This is a genomic window from Pseudomonas sp. S4_EA_1b (assembly GCF_016307435.1).
Classification (GTDB): Bacteria; Pseudomonadota; Gammaproteobacteria; order Pseudomonadales; family Pseudomonadaceae; genus Aquipseudomonas; species Aquipseudomonas rhodesiae.
The window spans coordinates 16,958-32,797 of the sequence record NZ_JAEILC010000056.1; the positions used below are offsets into that span (position 1 = coordinate 16,958).

The 15,840-nt window shown below is 54.7% G+C and carries 11 protein-coding genes and 1 pseudogene; 3 read left to right on the top strand and 9 right to left on the bottom strand.

Features of this window, described 5'->3' with window-relative positions; translation table 11 throughout:
- Positions 1–223 precede the first annotated feature (223 nt).
- The 6 genes and pseudogenes from YA0848_RS18940 to YA0848_RS18965 all read right to left on the bottom strand — a co-directional run bounded on the left by YA0848_RS18940 (position 224) and on the right by YA0848_RS18965 (position 7,391).
- Complete coding sequence (locus tag YA0848_RS18940; RefSeq protein WP_198731393.1) at positions 224–1,066, bottom strand: phosphoadenosine phosphosulfate reductase domain-containing protein; 843 nt, start codon at positions 1,064–1,066, stop codon at positions 224–226.
- Positions 1,059–4,418, bottom strand: a complete 3,360-nt coding sequence (locus YA0848_RS36060) for an ATP-binding protein (protein WP_232925136.1) — start codon at positions 4,416–4,418, stop codon at positions 1,059–1,061. The genes YA0848_RS18940 and YA0848_RS36060 overlap by 8 nt, the downstream gene beginning before the upstream one ends.
- Positions 4,378–5,301, bottom strand: coding sequence for a DUF4007 family protein (locus YA0848_RS18950; protein WP_198731394.1), 924 nt, complete (start codon positions 5,299–5,301; stop codon positions 4,378–4,380). Before YA0848_RS18950 ends, YA0848_RS36060 begins: the two co-directional genes overlap by 41 nt.
- A gap of 177 nt (positions 5,302–5,478) precedes the next feature.
- Positions 5,479–5,859: pseudogene (locus YA0848_RS18955) on the bottom strand (group II intron maturase-specific domain-containing protein); the annotation flags it as partial.
- A 142-nt stretch (positions 5,860–6,001) separates the two neighbouring features.
- Positions 6,002–6,658: an inovirus Gp2 family protein gene (locus YA0848_RS18960; protein ID WP_198731395.1), complete on the bottom strand. Its 657-nt coding sequence runs from the start codon at positions 6,656–6,658 to the stop codon at positions 6,002–6,004.
- A gap of 532 nt (positions 6,659–7,190) precedes the next feature.
- Positions 7,191–7,391 (bottom strand): helix-turn-helix transcriptional regulator, encoded by a 201-nt coding sequence (locus YA0848_RS18965; protein ID WP_181126733.1) that lies wholly within the window; start codon positions 7,389–7,391, stop codon positions 7,191–7,193.
- A 322-nt stretch (positions 7,392–7,713) separates the two neighbouring features.
- Here YA0848_RS18965 and YA0848_RS18970 point away from each other — a divergent pair, with 322 nt between their 5' ends.
- The 3 genes from YA0848_RS18970 to YA0848_RS18980 all read left to right on the top strand — a co-directional run bounded on the left by YA0848_RS18970 (position 7,714) and on the right by YA0848_RS18980 (position 10,156).
- The gene (locus YA0848_RS18970; RefSeq protein WP_014003960.1) at positions 7,714–8,562 is read left to right on the top strand and encodes a hypothetical protein; all 849 of its coding nucleotides are present in this window, start codon (positions 7,714–7,716) and stop codon (positions 8,560–8,562) included.
- A gap of 190 nt (positions 8,563–8,752) precedes the next feature.
- Positions 8,753–9,076, top strand: a complete 324-nt coding sequence (locus YA0848_RS18975; protein WP_014003959.1) for a hypothetical protein — start codon at positions 8,753–8,755, stop codon at positions 9,074–9,076.
- A gap of 111 nt (positions 9,077–9,187) precedes the next feature.
- Positions 9,188–10,156, top strand: coding sequence for a DUF932 domain-containing protein (locus YA0848_RS18980; protein WP_014003958.1), 969 nt, complete (start codon positions 9,188–9,190; stop codon positions 10,154–10,156).
- 225 nt (positions 10,157–10,381) lie between these two features.
- On the opposite strand, the gene YA0848_RS18985 is transcribed toward YA0848_RS18980, so the two are convergent.
- The 3 genes from YA0848_RS18985 to YA0848_RS18995 form a co-directional block, all read right to left on the bottom strand.
- Positions 10,382–13,066, bottom strand: coding sequence for a hypothetical protein (locus YA0848_RS18985; protein ID WP_198731396.1), 2,685 nt, complete (start codon positions 13,064–13,066; stop codon positions 10,382–10,384).
- A 192-nt stretch (positions 13,067–13,258) separates the two neighbouring features.
- A complete protein-coding gene (locus tag YA0848_RS18990) occupies positions 13,259–14,080 on the bottom strand; it encodes an 8-oxoguanine DNA glycosylase (RefSeq protein ID WP_176707276.1) in 822 nt (273 codons plus the stop codon).
- Positions 14,081–14,199: 119 nt separating this feature from the next.
- Positions 14,200–15,603: an Ig-like domain-containing protein gene (locus tag YA0848_RS18995; RefSeq protein ID WP_176707275.1), complete on the bottom strand. Its 1,404-nt coding sequence runs from the start codon at positions 15,601–15,603 to the stop codon at positions 14,200–14,202.
- Positions 15,604–15,840 lie beyond the last annotated feature (237 nt).

The window sequence follows — 15,840 nt, forward strand, 5'->3', positions numbered from 1 at the left end:
CGCCATCGGCCAAACTTCGGATGTGTTCCAGCTGGCATCTGTGTACTGGTACGCCACCTGCGGTCGTCATCCAACCGGTATCGTCCGAGGCACCGACTGGTGTGGACCCGCAGAGCTATTCCCAATCATGGAGCGGGCTCTACTTCACAGTAGCCAAGACCGGTTTCAGACAAGCGCCGAGTTCAGCGCGGCCTTGGAGGCCGCAATCATCAGGTGATGAGTCCTACTTGTGACAGATCAGACAAGAGCCTCCACCTTCGTCCTCCCCGTAGACATCATCGATGTCTTCGGGGCAGACCTTCACAGGTCGCAAAGGATTGATGGGGATGTTTCGACGAAGGCGCGCGCGACGGGCTTCGTACTCAGCCTTGATTTCGGCGATACGCTCAGGCCTCTCCAAATCCCAAAGTGACTCGCCCTTCGTCCAAGTGAAAGGCGACCCATGCTCCAAGGCGTCCTTTTCTAGCGCCTTGGCTTTTTCGAAGTCCTCAGGGTGCTGCTCTTTGAGACGTACCCACTCGATCTTCTGCTGGAAGAAACAGAAGGTGCAACCACTGCGCGAACGCCACTCGTAATACTTTGGATAGCCAACGCCAGACGACTCCAGGATGTCGACTACGCCTGCTTTATCGATGCCGGCCCCACGAAAGGGGAATCTCACGATCAGATTTTCGGCTTTTGCCGCATACCCTTCGCGGTACTCCTCATCCGCCCGGATGGCCACATAGGAGAAAACTGTGTCTCCAGCCGCCAACCATGGCTTAACCCACTGCTCGAACGGGGCCAGTTTGAGCTGCCGCGTGCACCAGCGCGTTTGAGGGCTCGGAAGAAAGTGGTTGTATTCGCGAAGCCAAAAGCGGAAGTCTCGACGCGGATTGAGCCGTTCGATCGGCTTTCCCAAGTAACCTTCGAGCTTTCCCAAAAACTCATAGACCTCGGGAAGCTCTTCACCGGTGTCAGTAAAAAAATAGTCGATGTCTAACTCCGGATGATGGTCGCGCATCCATACAGCCAAAGCTGCGCTATCTTTACCACCGGAGAGACCCAAGACGTGTCGCTCAGCCATCCACTTGCTCCTTTTCCGTCGCCAGCCTCATGCCAGTTTTGGCCAGAATTGCCAGCAAAACATCGGTTTCAAGCCCTTGGCCCTGCAACATTGAGGCTAGTTCAGCAGCCTTGTCTTCTACGGTCTTACGATGGCGCTCAGCAATCGCGAAAGACCGAGAGATCGTCTTGGTATGCGCGCCGGCACCAATGACCAAGGCTATAGCTTCACTCCGTGCTTCACGGCCTTTGACTGTGACGAAAGCCTCTGCCTCGCGGAAGCGTCGTGCGAACTGGATAAGCTCCAGGAGCGCTGCATCGATGTGACGGTCAACCCAGTCACGCGGGGGCTTATCTGCCGCCAAGCTCAGAATGCCCTCCAATAACGGGCGACTGCCGTCGTATGAAGTCAGGCGTGTCGAGAACGCATCGAGCCTAAAATTTCCTGAAACACCTACCACCGATTTCGCTCTTTCACGTAGCGACGCCAAATCCGCGGAAGTCGCATCGAGCGCTTCGAGCATCTTGGTTTCAACTTCGGCGAGCATCTTTGGGTAGGCCGCTGCGATCTCTTGCAGCGGAGCGCGCAAAGCAGTCACGTAGGCCTTGCCATCGGCTGCCTCCAGTAGCGAAGGCAAGTCTACGAACAGGACTTTGTGCGGGTCGCTGGCTTTTAGCAGCATATCCCGAATCGCTTTGGCCTTTTCACTCAAGCGCTGTGTACGCCGAGCCCACTCAGGCAGGTTGAAGATCATCGCCACCAGGCCACGCGCCGCCTCTAGGGGATCGGCGCCACCCTTCTCTCCAACCTCCTCAAGGAGACTGGAGATACCTTCTAGAATTCGGCTCTTGTCCTCATCAATAGCGATCCAGCGGAGCGTAAAACGAGCCGGATCTTGCAGGCACTCGTCGATATCCGCATCGCTGAGCCGGGGGATAAATATGCCTTCCTTGTATGCGGCGATGTTGGCTTTGTGCGCCAGCAAAAATGCTGTAAGGAACACGGGCAGGATGCCCTGCTTCATGCCGAACGGAGGCATGCGCCAACGGTTGTAGATCGTGTCCACGCTTATGCGGGCACTGGCATCGGAGAAGAGCTCTTGGGTGACCTTCCAGATTTCGGAGAAGCCTTCGGGCGAAGCGGCGGACGGCTCGCAGAAGCGCCAAGTCTCTCCCACCTGGCGGTAAAGATCCGATGCGACAAGCAGCGTTTCGAAAAGACCGCGTTCGGCAGGAAAACCTTCCATACCCAAACGCTCTTGGCCTTCGGCATTGAGCATTGCGTGCAGTAGATCTCGTCGGGCTTTGACGCTGTTACTCGAAATACTGTCGCGATTGACTAGTTCGCTCCACACCCGAGGACAATGCCTATAGAGATCGTCGGCGAGGTCCGAAGCTTTAGGTGATAGCTTCGTTCCGGGCTCGATGAGCTGGTCGCCTCCATCGTACCATTTACAAAGTGAAACAGCGGCCTGCAGTTGGTCTTCGAGATTGGATCGCGTGGCGGCCAAACGGGCAAAGACCTCACGGCGGGCTACCGGGTCGCCTCCAAGCTCGTGGCGCTCTTTTACCTGTTCCAAGGCGACCAATTCGGCCGCTAGCTCAGCAATACGAGCATGGTTATCCGGGATGCCCACTAGCACCGGCCAAGGCTCTTCGTAAGCACAGGCGTGGGCCCGCTCCCAGGCCTCTCGAAGGGTCATGTCGCGACTAGGAAGCGCAAGGATGAACTGGCCGAATTCGCCCCGTTGGGGAGAGTAGGTTCTGGCGATTTTCTCCGCCTGCTCGATGCTACGCAGCGAGAGCTCCATCCAACGCATGGATCCCGTTTCATGGTAGTGCCGCTTGGCTACTACAGGACGCATACCCATGAGCTGAGATAGCTTGGCGTAGTCGATACCGGGAGACGCGGAAAGAGCTTGGGCAATAGCCGCATCAATGTCGAAATCGCTTCCTTCAAAGACGGACCAAGCTCCGGTGTAGCTCTTAAACAAGGCCACTTTGAGCAATGCGAGCTTCTTAAGGGCCTCTTCAATCTGCTCCTGCGGCACATTGTGGAATAGCGTCGACAAGACGGGCAGATCGGCGGACAACCCCGAACCGTTGCGGAACAGATCGATGACGGCGATGTTTTTGATCATCGCTACCAAAAGAGGGTCGCCAGACTTAGCCTCGGCGCGCTCCACGGCTTCGACCGCTTGGGACCAGCGATGCCCATCGGAAGAAGCCAGAATTGCGGGCTCTAGGTTCGCGCGCAAATAGTCCCAATAGTCACTAGGGCGATACCAAGTCGATTGAGCCAACGGCATCGATTGAAGATAAGCACGGAAGCCATAGGGCTCGACCGACGAGAGGAAACCGAAGGTACTCCGCTCATTTTGACCGAATTGCCGCTTGGAAATTGGGCCCAGCAAGGCTGCCATGGCCGGGTGCAGCGGCCAGCAGCGCTCTAAGGCAGCAGCGAAATCACTGCCGATCGCGGGGCGGCGCGATCTGATGGCATCGGCGACAGATTTTGAAGCCTCCCGTATCCAATCTGGACGCTGGTTGGCTTCAATCGCACTGCCGATGAGCTCGACAACTTCGTCGCTTGCAGCAACGAAGGGAAGGTCCAAATAACGGCCTTGGACCTTAGCCCAATCGTCACGCGTGTTGATTCCGAGACGGTTGGCATACTGCGCGAATGATTGATGCAGCACTCCAATCACAACCAGCCGACCTTCAGAGCGTGCTGATGCTTCGGCAAGCTCTTGAAAGAAATAGACATCGTCGCCCGCGCCTAGGGCCGAGGCCTCAAGAAATTTGCCCATTTCATCGATGAATACCAGGACACCATCGTTCGGGCGATTTTTGGCTGCGGCAATAAGGTCGGCAATGACGCTCTGTGCATTGATCTTGTTTCGACCGTCAAAGCTCTTGCCCTGGGCTTTGCGGATGGCTACGTCCAATTCCTTGAGGACGCTGCCGCGTCGACCGACCACCGGGATGACGAGCCAGCCGCTTTGGACAGGAAAGGCTCTGTCAAAGTCTGGCTTCGAGTCCAAACTTAGAGCGGAGCGAGCTTTCTCGCGAAGGCTCTTGTCGGGATGCACGGCACTCGCTAAGGCCACAGCTAGGGATGATTTGCCTCCGCCGAATGGTCCAGTCCAGGTGAAGCTTCGTTGATTGGTGGCCGCAAGCTGCCTGCACATTCCATCGACCACGGCCGATGCAGTCGCATGGAAGACGTAGCCTTCCAATGCGTCGGATCGGCCAATGTCCGCGTCAACCCGGATTGAGCGTTGGTATTGGTGTGAAAGCTGTACGATGTCCGAGAGCGCCGGCTCTTTTGTATCAGCCATAAGCGCGTCTGACCATTTCATTTCGATCGTCATCGGTGAGGACTTTTCTGTGGACTTGGCGAAGCCCCGCGGAGTCGGTCCACGCGAGCTTGCCATCAGTGAAATCGGCCAAAGAAATCAGCCGTTGGGCGATCGACTCCTCGTCGAGTTTGAAGACGCGGCCAGGAGATCCTTCCGCATAGGCAATCGCTTCAAAGGCTAGCGAGCTTTGGTTAGCGGCCGTCTTGTCCCAAAAATCGATTAGGGCATAAGTAAAAATACCGTCGTGGAGCGCAGCTTTAGGGCCCCGGCGGAATGCGTATTGCCCCTTGTGGACCTCTTGGAGCAGCCCCAACTCTCCAAGCAGAGGCTCGGCGAAATCTTCAGGAGAACCGCTTGCAGCTCGTGGAGCGTAACTGCGCAGGCAGGTTTCCAAGTCGCGCGAAATAGTGGCTGCGGAAAGGCGGTGCTTGGGATCAAGACTGCGAGCATAAAGAGCCAAAGGCTCTTCGAGCTCTTGGCGCGTGAACGTAGGGGCGGTCACATGGTTGAACAGCCAATACCACGTGGTGGAACGGTGGCACTTGCCCGCTAGCTGCCAATGCACGAACCACGCTGTCGCAGGATTTTCTGCATAGGGATCAAGACCATCCGTTGACAATGCGTCCATGGCAAAGTCTGTTACGCGGAACGCGTCCCCGTCGTCAGTCATGATCCCACATGCCAAGGCCCAATGCCGAATGGATGCAACCATGTTCTTACCCACACCGAATGCTGCGATGGCGGAGTCATCGGTGAAGGTACTCTTAGGGATCAGCCCGCCAACGGTTGCTTGGTCGAATGCCTTCTTGAGCCACATTTGGCGCAGCGGAAAGGTTTCGTGACCAGAGAAGTAGACGGACTTCTCGCGGCTGATTTTTGAGGTTGTGCTATTCATGCGTTGCAGCTTATCCGGAACTGGTGAATTCCACCAGTCCGATCCGTGACAATCGAAATACTGTATAAAAATACAGCAATACCCCAACCTACGGCAAACATCTAGACCTCAAAGCAGAGCTGACTGACGATACAAGCGCGGGAAAGACACCGAGAATCGAGTAATGTCACTCACGATGACCCAGCCATCCAGCTCTTCAAGCGGCCGCTTGCTCTGACAAAGCTCGAAGTAACTCGCCCAGCCGCGCAGCACAGGGTTTATTCGCACGAGGGTGTTCGTGGCCTCGCGCTCCGCGCAGCAGCTCCGGGAGCCGGTTACGCAAGCAGCCAAGGCTCATCGCTGCCACGCGAAGCCTTGGCTGTTGATGCCAGCTCATGCCATAGCCCAAGTAGCCACACTTCCAAGCTCGTGCAACTCGGCCCTTCTTCCGATTCACCGTCAGCTTCAGGCGCTGCTTCAAGAGGCGTTCTACACTGTCCATCATCCGTCCGCCAACCCTCTGACTACAGACGTAGATGTTTCCAATCATCGGCGTAGAGCATGAAAACGATGGCCCCTGCAAGCCGGTTGCGCTTACGCTCAACGCGCCATGCCTGACGCACAATAAATAGGCCGCTCATTGAGCGGCCTTGAGCACTGGTAGCGAATCACGCCAGACCGCTTACAATTTTGGCCATCTTGGCTCTCAGCAGGAGCGGCATTACCCCCGGCTGCATCCAAAGCCATGCTGACTATTTCCATACGCCTTAGAGGCGACCTTGCAAAGATAACTGGCACGGTGAAACAGGTCAGACAACCCTCCAGTGTCCCCGCGATCCACTCTGTACACTGGGTTGGCAGGAATCTCGACCAGACCTGTCACCTGATCGACCTGCAGCCCCAAGGCGCTAGCCCACGCCTCCTGCAGGCGACTGATCATGTTGGCGTTATCAGAGTGCAGCTTACCAACCGTGTAGAAGGCATCTCGATTGAGCAGAATCAGAACGTGATAATGCGGGCGTTGCCTTGTCCCCTCCTCCCTGGCCCATACGTAACGGACCTTACTTCCATGAGCATACGGATTCCGCTCACAAGCCTTCATTCGGTTGTGCTCGATCTTGGCCTTGAACGACTCAATAAACCTGCTGATGACCTGATTGGTGTATGCATAATCAGGCAAGTCGATACCGATTGGCAGACGTAGATCGATTCTAAAGGCTAAAAGCCTCGGATACTGGCTAAGAGTGTTTTCAACGGTGCGTTTCAATGCAGCCAAGTACTCAGTTACAAATGGCCCCTTCTCGATCATGACTGGAAGACCTTCAAACAGATCGCCAGCGTGAATGTGAAGGTTGGTGTTATCGGGATGACGCAGCATGGTAACCACTCTCTTTGCTAAGACTCATATACTCAGCAAGCGTGGTATTTATTTACGATTTACACGGCGCCAACCACCCCTAGCCAAACATCCTGCACATCACCTAGCCTGAAGAGAGAATCACTAGGGAGATAAGTGCTTGGGTAGCATGTGATGCACTGGGTTGCCCTAGACACCAAGGGGTCTACTAGGGAGTGGATAGACTTCAGACAGGCAATATCATGCTAGGTATTGGGTAGATATAGAATCAGCGGCACGAGTAAGCATTAGCCATTCTCACATCATGATGGATATAGATACAGACAGCCATCGGCAGAAGCAAGCATTAGCCGCTCTAACAGCACAATTGATAGTTACTTAATAAAAGCATACTACCCATACCGAAAACAAAATAACAACACATTACCCGCCAATACTGACCAAACCACTATAAAAACCAGCAAATACCTCACTCATTCAACTCCGGTAAAAAACCATCATGATCCGACATCAACCGGATCATGATGACGACTATGCTCGTCAACGCAAATTATCAGCTAGCCAGGCCTAAAGCTTTATCACGCTCAGCCACCTTAGCGAGAATCCAGTCGTGAACTTCGCTTTCTAGCCAGCCGACGCATCGATCCCCTAACGGCACCGGAATTGGAAACTGACCTTCTGCTATGTACTTATAAATCGTGGATCGGGAAAGACCAGTAAGATCCATGACCTCTTTCAGGCGGATTATCCTCATGAACGTAGCTCCTGTATTCGTCCAGAGGATTGGCAAGGCCAGTAAAATTTGACGGACGACGAACCCACCCCACACCTTGTCGGCACGCCGCCCTCTCGCCATCCGCCCATTGCCTCCTACCCTCAGCACCCTTCTGGGGGATCATGCTCGCCTCAGAGGACTTGCCTTTTTCAAACGTAAATAGCCAAAAACACACCTACAGAGCCAGTGAAATCGTGGATCTAATAAAGTTTTTTACTACTAGAGCACATCTAGATTGACTCAATAATCACGATAGGTTAAATCTAGCTTCACCCTTGAGTTTGCATAGAGTGATCCTAGTATGGCGATACGTTACAACGATGAGTTAAGCCAGGTTCTCGGCGATTCCGAGTACAGCGAGCGCCATGACATATGGCTTTGGTACACACTCGTTTTCTTCGAACAAAGTTTCAATAAAGAAGCACTCCCAGACCATGGAATGCGAAACAAGATGGCTCGATACCTCCAAGCGAACAGATGGAAGGTCGATCCACTACTGCAAAAAAGACGAGAGCAACTCATCCCCAAGAAACATCTAGAGTGGATCACGAACGAACGTCGACTAGTGGAATGGCTAACAAAAGAAATTCAAAGCTCAACCAACCACAGTCAATTTAACTTCCCATTCAATCTTTCTGGAAAGGATCTCCCTATAGCAGTACTTGACGTCTGGGAACGAGACCTTACCGAAAAGACATCTCTAATCAAAAGTCTGGAGCAGCGGTGGCGCGACCACAAAGCCCACGACAAAAAATACTCATGGTTTAAAGACGACAACCAAAAATGCTCTCTCGCTTACGAGTGGCTACAAAAGAACACATACCTCACCATCTTCCGCACTCCCATCGAAACATATGAAGACCTACTGATCTTTTTCGACAACGCGAATTACACCAGCGAGAAAGAAGAACTTTATATTGGGAAAATTAAAAAACTATGGAACCAAAGAAAGTACAGAAGCACCCTAAAGGGCAAGTCACAGTATAACTTTGTCCTGTCAGACAAGACCATCGAGATGCTAGACAAAATTTCAGAACAACACGAAATCAGTCGAGCTCGAGCACTAGAAATACTCGTAGAGATAGAAACTGAAAAAGGCTTATACATCTCAGAAAAGCTGCAAAACTCTAAACTGCTTCGCAACACTTAGCCCAAACCAGCCATAACGACCGAAACATACCAACACCAAGTCTATCAATGCTAAGAAGGCAACCACTCTCAGCCAGATACCACCAGCAAATTAGATTCAAATAATTTTCAAACCTATATCATTAATTTGAAGGCCTAGCAGTAGGCCTTCTCCCGCGGTTAAATCGGCCTGATATAGGAAAATTTCTCTCATGAACTGTCCCGTATGTAGTTCTGCACGCATTGCAACGAAGGATCTCGGCAAAAAGGCCGGTGGTGTCATCGGATCGATTGGTGGTGCCGCCAGTGGCGTGTCCAGCGTACTAGCAGGTGCCGAGGCTGGCGCGACTGTCGGTGCTTTTGCCGGCCCTGTCGGCATTGCCCTGGGCGGTATTACCGGAGCCATCTTCGGAGGGCTCGTAGGTGGCGCGACCGGAGCGGTAGCTGGTGCAGCGATTGGCTCTCAAATCGATGAGAGAGTGTTGAACAATTACCAGTGCCTGGAATGTGGGCACGAGTTCAGCCTCTACGACTGACGCCCCGCGATCCCTATTCCGCTTATACGCCCCCTTTCCACTCCCTATTTCTGCCGGTGCTGTGCAATGCGCAGCGCTTTATGCCGGCTATTGCTCAAAGGAATATCTCCCATGGCTCATCAAATCGAACAAATGGCTTATGTTGGGACTACCCCCTGGCACGGCCTGGGCAACAATCTGCCGCATAAACAATCCATTGAACTCTGGCAGCGCGAAGCCGGTATGAACTGGCAAATCTTGGAAAGCCCTGTGCACTTCAAGTCGGATGCCGTCGGCCACCTGGGGGCCATTCACTCCTTCCCTGAACAAAAGGTCCTCTACCGCTCAGACACCAAGGCACCGTTGTCGGTGGTTTCCCAGCGCTATCACACGGTACAACCTCGGGAGGTCTTGGAGTTCTACCGCGACCTGACCGAGCTCTCCGGCTACGAGCTGGAAACAGCCGGCGTGCTCAAGGGCGGTCGTAAGTTCTGGGCGCTGGCACGTACCGGGCAAGGGTCTACCCTTAAGGGCAACGACCAGGTCAACGGTTACCTGCTGTTGGCCACGTCCTGCGACGGTACATTGGCCACGACGGCAACGCCGACCACTGTGCGCGTGGTGTGCAACAACACCCTCACTGTCGCTTTGGACGGTACTACTCGTGCGATCAAGGTGCCGCACAACACCCGCTTTGATCCGAAGGCGGTAAAGAAGCAACTCGGCATCGCCGTCTCGCAATGGGAAGACTTCATGTATCGCATGCGTGCTCTGGCCGAACGCAAAGTGCAGTGGCATGAGGCCTTGGGGTTTTTCATGAACGTGATGTGCGAAACCTCACCGACCGGCAACTTGCCAGAAGTTCTGCCGAATGAGCGCGCCTTGCGCAAAGTGCAGGAGCTGTACGAAGGACGTGGACGAGGCAGCCAATTGGACTCAGCTCGCGGCACTGCTTGGGGGCTGCTCAACGCGGTGACCGAATATGTCGACCACGAACGTCGTGCGCGTAGCATTGAGTACCGGCTGGACTCAGCCTGGTTCGGGCAGGGCGCGCAGATCAAGCAACGCGCTCTGGATACCGCCCTGCAATTGGTCGCTTGACCACTTGCTTACGCTCGGTCAGCCTCGCGCAGACCGAGCGTTTATTCCTGCGTGGTAATAGCCGAAAGCTAGGCCCTCCACCAGGCAGCAGCATTCGCAGTCCTTTCCACACTACCAGGTGTGCGACACAAACCACCTACAAATTCAAAACCGGGTATAAAACAGGGTACATATAACTTCGTAATTCGCCTCAGAGGCTACAGAGCTTGGCCTGGAACCCAATACTTACCATCTAACGTCTTCTTTGAAAGCCCCGTCCTCAAGCAGCGAGTAGATAGCATCGCTCGCGAGATAGTCGCTTACGCAGATGGCTCGGATGTTCTCGCGCGAGCCCTGCTTGTGGTGCACCAGGCCGATCGGCAGTGCTAGTCCGATATGAGGGACGCTGCCGTGCGACCCTTTGGCTTGCCTGCGCTTAATCAGGTATTCCTCTGCAAATTCACGCACACGCTGTTCGTTCGAGGCGAGATCACGGAGGAAGAAAAATCCCTTCTCGCAGGCCAGGAACAGGTCCTGCTTCTGCTTGTGGCTGGAGAACCCGCTATAGGTCGAAAGCCAGGGTGCCTCATTGCATGAGGAGACGATCTCATGCTCCGCCGCATCGAAAGCCGGGAGGCGCTCCCAGGATCGGCTCATCTCAGTGACAGTCCGTTTGCCCAGGCGCAGCACAATACGGTGCAGCCAGACATGGGGTGTTAAGCGGTCATCACGTTCCTCGGCTTTTGGCTCGACGTAAGCGACCAGGCGAGCGCGGCCGGTGACACACAGGCGGACAAGTGCGTACCCCTCTGCATCGAGATAGGCATTGATTCGCTCGAGCTGGGTAGCCTTGCCATGCTCGAGGAGGTAGACGACATCCAGCACTTCATTCCAGTCCGAAGACCCTTCGTCTCCCAGCGACGGGAGTGCTTTGCCGCGGTTGGCCGATCGCCACAGCCGAATAGCGTGATTGAGCGTCTCCGGTGCGCTCTCAGCTGCGCAGATACCATTGCTAACGATGGCTTGCAGCATGCGTTCGCGAGCAGGTTTTTCCGCTTCACGCTCCGCGTTCAGCCAGGCCAAGGCACGTTTAAAGAGACGGAGGTAGGCGACATTCTCGATCCGAGAGAACCGATCGTGAATGTAGAAGTGGAGCTGCTCCGGCTCTATAGCATCAAGCACCAGGTAGGGGACAGGCAGCGAGTTATCGAAGCCCTCGTTACTGCGACGGTAACCGCGAGGATAGGCCTTCACCTTGCGGGCTTTTTTGTTGATCGTCACGTCCAGTTCGACAGCCGTACCCTTGTCTCCCTTGAAGGCAATCAGAACCCCTGACTCGCCTTCGTACTGGGCAGAAAACTGGACTCCACCAGGGCAAGCACCTTCGTTTGAGACGATATCCTTCCATACCCCAAAGACGCGGGCGCCACTGGTGAGATAGCGGTTTCGGCTGCGCAGCCAGTCCATGACAGGAGCGGGGCGGTCGGCGCCGGCAAGCAGGGTGGCTTCATCGTCGTCAGAGATGAAGCGCATGTGCTTCTCTTGGAAGTCCATCGACACGAAGTTCAGACTCTCACCGCCGGCGTAGAAGTTACCGAAAAGCTTCTCGCGATGGTCGAGGCCGCAAAGCAGGATCAGCAGGCGCTTGTAATGAAGCGCATGCCGTTCATGCTGAGTGAGGGAGGACGTGTACCGGAGGCTCTCGAAGGTGATTGCAGAGCCATCTACGCCTCGAAAAATCTTGTCGGTCTCATCCTTGGTGGGGAAGAGGCGTGCAGCCTCAAGGTGGCTCTCTACCGGCGAGCTGACGTAGAAGATGTTCTCGCCATCGCGAACCAGAAGGAACACCTTCTTGTTTTCCATGTTCTCCAGAGCGCTTTCCAGCGGGGAGGCGTCTTTGTAGGACACATGGCGGCGGGTGGCTGCCATGCAGAGCACACAGCGAGGAGCCAGGAACACTTGGTCGACGAGGGCAGGTTCCTTGCCGAGCAAGGAGAGGAAGCGGTTAATCGAGTTGTGATCGGTGCTGTCGTTGACGTCGAGGAACACTGCCAACTCTTCTGTCATGACCAGCTTTCGCTGGACGATGGTAAGAGGTTGGTCCTCGGAAGCGCTTCTGCCGCTTGCAACGCGGTGAACGTACACATCCTTCCCAAGATAAAGATCCAGGGACTGGAGGCCATCGCTGATCCGCTTGACCTGTTCCTGCATTTCCCTAGCGCGAGCCATGGGAATCTCGACCTGTTCGGTGTAGTAGGGCGCCATCGCAGAAAATGCGGCTGAAAGCTTCTGTGTTGCTTTCTTCAGCCATTCGGCCTTGATGCTGACAATGTCTCTCTGGTGGTCTGCCTGGCCACGAAGTTGGATCATGCTCGCTTCGGTGACGCCGCGCGCGATAGCTGTGCCCAGGGTGAGTGGCGGGAGCCCGTCGGTCAAAGCGGGGAGGGTAGTTGGTTCGTCTTCGCCACGCTCTTTCCTGCGCTCAGCCAGGCCTTCTGAAATGATCTGAGCTAGGCGGGCTGGGTTGGTTTGCACATCCTGGATATCGGCCTGCATCTCATTGATTCGAGACATGGCCTCCTGCTGCTCCTGGGCACGTTTAGCTTGCGCCTCTTCGACGCTTACTTGCTCGAAGCTTCCCAGGAAGTCTTTCAGAAGGAAGGCGTGCGTAGTGAGCTCCCAGCCCTTGTGCTTGACCTTGCGCTTGTCCTGATGGCCGTAGTGGCGTGGATGTGCGCGAAGCTTGATGGTGTGCGGGAGGTTGTCGACATAGGCGACATCCGAGATCGCCAAGATTTCACCGAGTGGGATCAGTTCATCAGGCAGATCTACAGTTGCCCGGACGTACTGCCCGGCATCGATGGTCTGAACGCGGTTGATCCGTTCGAACTTCGGCTCTTCGTGTTCGTCGGCGAGAATCAGGTCGGACATGTGGGCCTCAATCTTTGGCGGCGCTTGTTCAGATCCTGCCCTGTGGGCAAGAGATGCATTCAGGCTCTCACGGGACTCCCATTTTGCAAGTGGCCAAGTCACCGCTGCGAGTACCTGTAGGCGATCGATATAAGGAGCATGCTGGCTGAGCCCAAACATGCAATTTTGGGGACCTGAACGCAGGCTGCAGCTCTACTTAGCGGGTTTCTCCAGGGATTTCAGGAGGGTATGAACGATTGCATTGGCGCTGCTCATCTCCAGCCAAATGAGTGCGTCCAATTCAGACGGCCTAACGCCGAGCCCATGGCTGAACTGGATGAACTGCTCCTCAAGAGCTAGATAGTGGCGTTCCACGGTGAGGCCAGGGCTGAAGAACCGCCCTAGCTGTCCAGCTCGCAGCACATGGATGTCGAGGATGGCCACGTCGTCGGCGTCGAGCCAGTTGCGGGCAATCCAGGATGCTGTCTTGTAGCCGATCCCTGGTAGCTCGAGCAGCCAGTTTCGAAGTGCCTTTCCGCTTGAGCAGGGTGGCCCCTCCACGTCTGCAGCTGACAAAGCAGCGGACAGGTATCTCGCCTTCTGGGCAGCGAATCTGTAGCGCACCTGCCGGCCATCCACCTGCAGGGGCTCTTTCAGCCAGTTCTGCAGCGTCTGCTCATCAGGTGGCATGCCATGAAACGCACCTTTCTGCCTGACATGATGAAACGCAGCGACGCCAATTCTGGCGGGGATTCCGTGCCCACCAAGTAGGCAGGCGCCAATTTCCTCTTTGAGGGTGGCCCCAAGCTTGTAGTTGACAGTGATGCCCAAGATACGACGGCATAGGATCTGATAGGCCCAATAGGCGGGAGAGGGGAACCCTTCCACTGGGCCCCATAAAACACCTGGCACAACCTCTTCAGTTGCGCCGGGTAGATCGATTGATATGGTCACCTTATCCAGGAGCACAGCCGCTGATTGTCTGGAAGGTGCACCTGTGGGTTCGTGACTAAGGAAAATGTTGTCTTCAGACATACGGGCTCAGAGTCGAGTGAGGTGCGAGCCTCTATTCAACACTCTGAGCCGGTATAACGGACGATCGGTTGAGCCCCCAGACAGGGCTTATTGGCTGGCTAATTCGCCAGCCCTGTACGTCAATGTGAAACTGTGCCCCTGACAACCGCAGGCACGCTCTCGATCGTGCGAATAACCATCCTGCCCGCCTGGGTAGGCTGGTCGTTCACCGGCGTGACGACCACAGTCACCACGGCCGCAACCGACCATGCTCCTTCTAGATCCTTTGCCCGGTAGGACACTGAGGTGGTGCCATTCCAGTCCAGTGCCGGCGTAAACAGAAGGCGGTCGCCCTGGATCGATGCTGAGCCGCTAGCGGCTGGAGGAGAAGTGACCATTTCAAAGACGAATGTCTGGAGGCTATCAATGTCAGTGGCTTTCAGCGTCACCGCTCCAAGTGTGTCCTCAGGCATGGTAAGCGTCAGCGATTCCGCAGCTGGTGGGTCATTCACTGGTGTGACTGTAATTGTGATCGTTGCTGGCCCTGACCAGGCTCCAGCATCATCCTTAGCTCGGTAAACAATGGTCGTAGTCCCAAACCAGTCTACTGGTGGCGTGTAAGTCAGAAGGGAGCCCGACACGGATGCGAAGCCCGACGCTGGTTGTTCGACGATTTCAAATGTGAAAATCGAGCTGTCCACATCAGCCGCGGTCAAGGTGAGCTTTCCTACTGAGTCCTCTGCAAGAATGAGCGAGCGAGGAGACACGTCTGGTGGGTCATTCACAGGTCGAACTGTAATGGTGACTACAGCTGGTGCGGACCATGCACCACTTGTGTCTTGAGCTCGATAGGTGAGAGAGGTGCTGCCGTTCCAGTTTGCTGCAGGTGTAAAAGTCAGGGTCGCCCCAGAAATTACCGCAGATCCATGCGAAACATTTGGGGATGTGACGATTTGGAAAACAACAGGCACAGGTGAGTCGACATCAGTAGCAGAAAGGGTGATTGATCCGGAAGTATCTTCGTCAATCGACAGAGTTTTTGCTTGAGACACGGGCGCATCATTTACTGGTGTGACGGTCACCGTTATGGTCGCAATATTCGAATCCGCACCGTCTGAGTCTGTTGCTTTGTATGTGAGCGTGGTCGTCCCATTCCAGTTTGTGGCCGGCGTAAATGTAAGAGTCTTCCCTGAGACATAAGCAGTCCCGTGAGCAGGGTTAGAGGAGATGATCGTAAAAGTGTGAGTGTCTCCTGCGTCTGGATCAGCAGCCGAAAGCTGTATTGACGTGGGAGTGTCCTCAGGTGTTGTGAGGGATGTGCTAGATACCGTTGGTGCAGTATTCAAGTCAACGACGCAGAGTTCATAGGCGTCAACGCTATAACCTTGTCCGCTGAATTTTGTTCTGTAGCTACCGCGCTGATAAGTCGTTCCGGCATAGCTGACGGTGCTTGCGCTTGAGTTGCTAAAGACGTTGTTGTTCAGCGTCCAAACCCACTTTTTGTTGCCACTGCTGTAGTAAACGGCGGTACCGCCTTGGCTCATGTTGCCACTGTAGTAACAGGTGGAGCCTGCCCCCATTGCTATTGGTGAGCATAGCGTTCCTAAAGTAAGTACTACAGCAGCGGCCGCTGCCCGCTGCCCGCATTATACGTGAAAATACCTTGTAAAACAAAGACATATACTCATGACCTCTTCTTTGATTCAGTGATTGTTCCACTACTTAGTGGCTAATGATCTGCCTATCAGTCCCAATGAATGGGGTGTCGGTTGCTTAATTGG

What these genes read in the sequence shown, in the direction of transcription:
- YA0848_RS36060 (WP_232925136.1), bottom strand. Translation starts at nt 4,418, where the DNA reads ATGACGATCGAAATGAAATGGTCAGACGCGCTTATGGCTGATACAAAA.
- YA0848_RS18970 (WP_014003960.1), top strand. Translation starts at nt 7,714, where the DNA reads ATGGCGATACGTTACAACGATGAGTTAAGCCAGGTTCTCGGCGATTCC.
- YA0848_RS18940 (WP_198731393.1), bottom strand. Translation starts at nt 1,066, where the DNA reads ATGGCTGAGCGACACGTCTTGGGTCTCTCCGGTGGTAAAGATAGCGCA.
- YA0848_RS18995 (WP_176707275.1), bottom strand. Translation starts at nt 15,603, where the DNA reads ATGAGCCAAGGCGGTACCGCCGTTTACTACAGCAGTGGCAACAAAAAG.
- YA0848_RS18975 (WP_014003959.1), top strand. Translation starts at nt 8,753, where the DNA reads ATGAACTGTCCCGTATGTAGTTCTGCACGCATTGCAACGAAGGATCTC.
- YA0848_RS18980 (WP_014003958.1), top strand. Translation starts at nt 9,188, where the DNA reads ATGGCTCATCAAATCGAACAAATGGCTTATGTTGGGACTACCCCCTGG.
- YA0848_RS18950 (WP_198731394.1), bottom strand. Translation starts at nt 5,301, where the DNA reads ATGAATAGCACAACCTCAAAAATCAGCCGCGAGAAGTCCGTCTACTTC.
- YA0848_RS18965 (WP_181126733.1), bottom strand. Translation starts at nt 7,391, where the DNA reads ATGAGGATAATCCGCCTGAAAGAGGTCATGGATCTTACTGGTCTTTCC.
- YA0848_RS18985 (WP_198731396.1), bottom strand. Translation starts at nt 13,066, where the DNA reads ATGTCCGACCTGATTCTCGCCGACGAACACGAAGAGCCGAAGTTCGAA.
- YA0848_RS18960 (WP_198731395.1), bottom strand. Translation starts at nt 6,658, where the DNA reads ATGCTGCGTCATCCCGATAACACCAACCTTCACATTCACGCTGGCGAT.
- YA0848_RS18990 (WP_176707276.1), bottom strand. Translation starts at nt 14,080, where the DNA reads ATGTCTGAAGACAACATTTTCCTTAGTCACGAACCCACAGGTGCACCT.